This window comes from Methanomethylovorans sp. (assembly GCF_041305605.1).
Lineage (GTDB): Archaea > Halobacteriota > Methanosarcinia > Methanosarcinales > Methanosarcinaceae > Methanomethylovorans.
Genome location: NZ_JBFYLB010000130.1, coordinates 1 through 3,380, shown reverse-complemented (window position 1 = coordinate 3,380; position 3,380 = coordinate 1). Strand labels below are relative to the sequence as shown.

Sequence of the window (3,380 nt, the reverse complement as noted above, 5' to 3'; positions counted from 1 at the left end):
CCCATATCAGGAACCACCTGCGTGCTTTCTCTCCCATCGTAGACAACACCTGTGCATTGATGATGGCATTGTCAATGCTGCTGATGGTCTCGAATAAGCACAAACCACCGACGATCATGATTATTGATAGTATATCCATATTTATCTCTGTTGTAGAATTAATTTTTTGTTTATTAAGGTATGCTTTTCTTGCCAGGACTCTGCCATTTTAATGACCCCGGGTCAGATACAGGGCAACTGCGACAGATTTAAATAGAAATATTGCAATTTACAACTGTCAATTCACAATTGTGAATTTAATTACATGCTGAGATGGCGGAACGGCTACGCAATGGACTGCAGATCCATTTCATCCCGGTTCGAATCCGGGTCTCAGCTTTGGTTTAATCGATCAGTGGCAGTTAATCAGATGATAAGTATGGATATACGCACACAAAAAACATTTGAGGCTCTATTTGCCCTTGAAGATATCAGGGAAACACTCAGGCAGAGGCTTCCTAATATCACAGGTACGGAAGATGAACGTATTATCCGTGAAGGTGTTAACAAAGTCAGGAATATACTGGATGATCTTGAAGCCGGTACAGGCACTCCGCAGGTCAGGAAAATAGCCGGGAGCATTGATATACGGTCCCGTGAGGAAAACTACATCAATATTCAGCCTATCCAGGCAGCCGGAAGGCTCACCCCGGAAGCACGCAAGGCACTTATAGCCTATGGAGACGGCTATTCCACCTGCGATGCCTGCCGCAAACCCTTCCGGCTGGACAAGATCAGCAATCCGCCTATAGCTCCATTCCATGAACAGCTTGCCAGTTTCCTGAATATGGATGCTGCACGTGTAGTGCCTGGTGCCAGGCGTGGCTTTCAGGCAATTGCATCCACACTGGTAGGTAAAGGTGACCCGGTGATAGTTTCGGCTCTGGCCCATTACACTGAGTTTTTGGCAGTTGAAGAGGCGGGAGGGATAGTAAGAGAAGTCCCTCTCAATGAGCAAAATCTTGTGACCGCAGATGCCACTGCAGAGAAAATAGAGGCTGTCAGGCGAGAAACAGGCAAACTGCCAGTGTTGGTGATGATGGATCACTTCGATTATCAGTATGCCAACGAGCATGATGTGAAAAGTATAGCAAAAGTTGCCCATCAGTACGACATTCCCTTTCTGTACAACGGGGCATATACCGTAGGCGTCATGCCAGTTGATGGAAAGGAGATTGGTGCTGATTTCGTAGTAGGTTCAGGTCATAAAAGCATGGCATCGCCCGCACCATCCGGCGTGCTGGCAACAACCGATGAATGGGCTTCCAGGGTATTCCGCACCACACAGATGGTGGGAGATGTCACTCAGCGCAAGTTCGGTGTAAAGGAGGTCGAGATGCTTGGCTGTACGTTAATGGGTTCGACATTGCTGGGTATGATGGCATCTTTCCCTGCTGTAAAGGAGAGAGTGAACCACTGGGAAGAAGAAGTAAAAAAATCAAATTACTTCATCGATGGATTGCTCTCTATCAAAGGTAGCAAAGTAGCGTCCGAATACCCTCGTAAGCATACCCTGTCCAAAGTTGACACTGCCCACAGCTTTGATACGATCGCCCAACATCATAAACGCAAAGGATTTTTCCTTTCGGATGAACTTTCGGGCAGAGGCATAATAGGGGAATTTGCTGGGGCTACACGGGTATGGAAACTGAACACATACGGCCTTTCCTGGGAAAAGGTCCGTTACCTGACAGACACATTCCAGGATATCGCTGACAAATACGAACTTCAAGTGAACAGGGGTTAATTACAATGAAAACGCAAAATTACAGGTTAGGAACACTTGCACTGCATGCCGGACAGAGACCTGACCCGACTACAGGAGCACGTGCCGTACCGATATATCAGACAACCTCGTACGTATTCCGGGACAGTGATCACGCTGCTAACCTTTTTGCTCTCAAGGAACTTGGCAACATCTATACCCGTATCATGAATCCAACAACGGATGTGTTAGAACAACGCATTGCAGCCATTGAGGGCGGTACAGGTGCACTTGCTGTTGCCTCCGGTTCAGCGGCTATAACCTATGCCCTGCTAGCTATTACACAGCCAGGTGATGAGATCGTATCCGGTAACAATCTTTACGGTGGTACCTACGAATTGCTCAACTACACTTTCCCGAAACTGGGCAGGAAAGCCGTCTTTGTGGATTCCGCTGATCCTGAAGCTTTCAGGCAGGCCATTAATGAAAAGACACGAGCTATCTACATTGAGTCCGTAGGCAATCCTAAGCTGGATATTCCGGATTTTGAGGCGATTGCAGATATTGCCCATGCAGCCGGAGTCCCTCTTGTTGTAGATAATACGACTGCTGTAGGACTTGTGCGGCCAATTGAACACGGAGCCGATATTGTCGTACATTCTGCAACCAAGTTCATAGGAGGACATGGGACTTCCATAGGTGGTTCGATAGTGGATTCCGGCAAGTTCTCCTGGAACAATGGCAAATTCCCTGAACTAACAGAACCAGACCCCAGTTATCATGGTCTTAGATACTGGGACACATTCTCCAACTTTCCCGGACTTGGCAATGTAGCTTTCATATTCAAAGTAAGGCTGCAGTTGCTCAGGGATACAGGTGCTGCAATCTCGCCATTTAACTCGTTCCTGTTACTGCAGGGGCTTGAGACGTTGCATCTGAGGATACAAAGGCACTCGGAGAATGCCTCCAGGGTAGCGGAGTATCTATCTGGCCATCCGAAGGTATCATGGGTAAACTATCCGGGTTTGCCGGACCATCCAAGTCATGAGCTTGCATCCAGATATCTCAAAGGAGGATATGGTGCATTGCTGGGTTTTGGTGTGAAGGGTGGTGCAGAAGCAGGAAATAGGTTCATCAATCATCTTAAACTGTTCTCACATCTTGCGAACATAGGTGATTCAAAGAGCCTCGTCATCCAACCGGCTACTACTACTCATCAGCAGCTGACTCCTGAAGAACAGATGGCTACAGGTGTCACGCCGGATTATATACGTCTCTCCATAGGTATCGAGGACATTGAAGACATAATCGAAGACCTTGAGCAGTCTCTTGAAAAGGTGTGATATATGCAAAGATCGGTCGGCATAACAAGAACGGAACACCTGACATTTGATGAGTCGCTGGTCCTGGAAAGCGGTGCTTCTATTAGCCCAGTTACAATAGCATATGAGACCTATGGCAGGCTTAACAGAGAGAAGAGCAATGCAATTCTTGTTTGTCATGCATTTTCCGGCAATGCTCATGCTGCGGGTTATCATGCAGGAGAGGACCGGCCCGGATGGTGGGAGACACTTATAGGGCCAGGAAAAGCACTGGATACGGATGATTATTTTGTTATCTGTTCCAACATCCTTGG

At 47.4% G+C, this 3,380-nt stretch carries 2 protein-coding genes, 1 tRNA gene and 1 pseudogene; all 4 read left to right on the top strand.

All coding sequences use genetic code 11. From position 1 onward, the window contains the following. Positions 1-306 precede the first annotated feature (306 nt). Positions 307-378 (top strand) — tRNA-Cys (locus ACCM36_RS08065). A gap of 40 nt (positions 379-418) precedes the next feature. Next, positions 419-1,786, top strand: a complete 1,368-nt coding sequence (gene pscS / locus ACCM36_RS08060; RefSeq protein WP_370573237.1) for an O-phospho-L-seryl-tRNA:Cys-tRNA synthase — start codon at positions 419-421, stop codon at positions 1,784-1,786. A 5-nt stretch (positions 1,787-1,791) separates the two neighbouring features. Then, positions 1,792-3,087 carry an O-acetylhomoserine aminocarboxypropyltransferase/cysteine synthase family protein gene (locus ACCM36_RS08055; RefSeq protein WP_370573236.1) on the top strand — a complete coding sequence of 432 codons (1,296 nt, stop codon included), beginning with the start codon at positions 1,792-1,794 and terminating at the stop codon, positions 3,085-3,087. Positions 3,088-3,090: 3 nt separating this feature from the next. Then, positions 3,091-3,380: pseudogene (locus tag ACCM36_RS08050) on the top strand (homoserine O-acetyltransferase); the annotation flags it as partial.

Excerpts from the sequence above, each read along its gene's own strand:
- pscS (WP_370573237.1), top strand. The coding sequence starts at position 419 with ATGGATATACGCACACAAAAAACATTTGAGGCTCTATTTGCCCTTGAA.
- ACCM36_RS08055 (WP_370573236.1), top strand. The coding sequence starts at position 1,792 with ATGAAAACGCAAAATTACAGGTTAGGAACACTTGCACTGCATGCCGGA.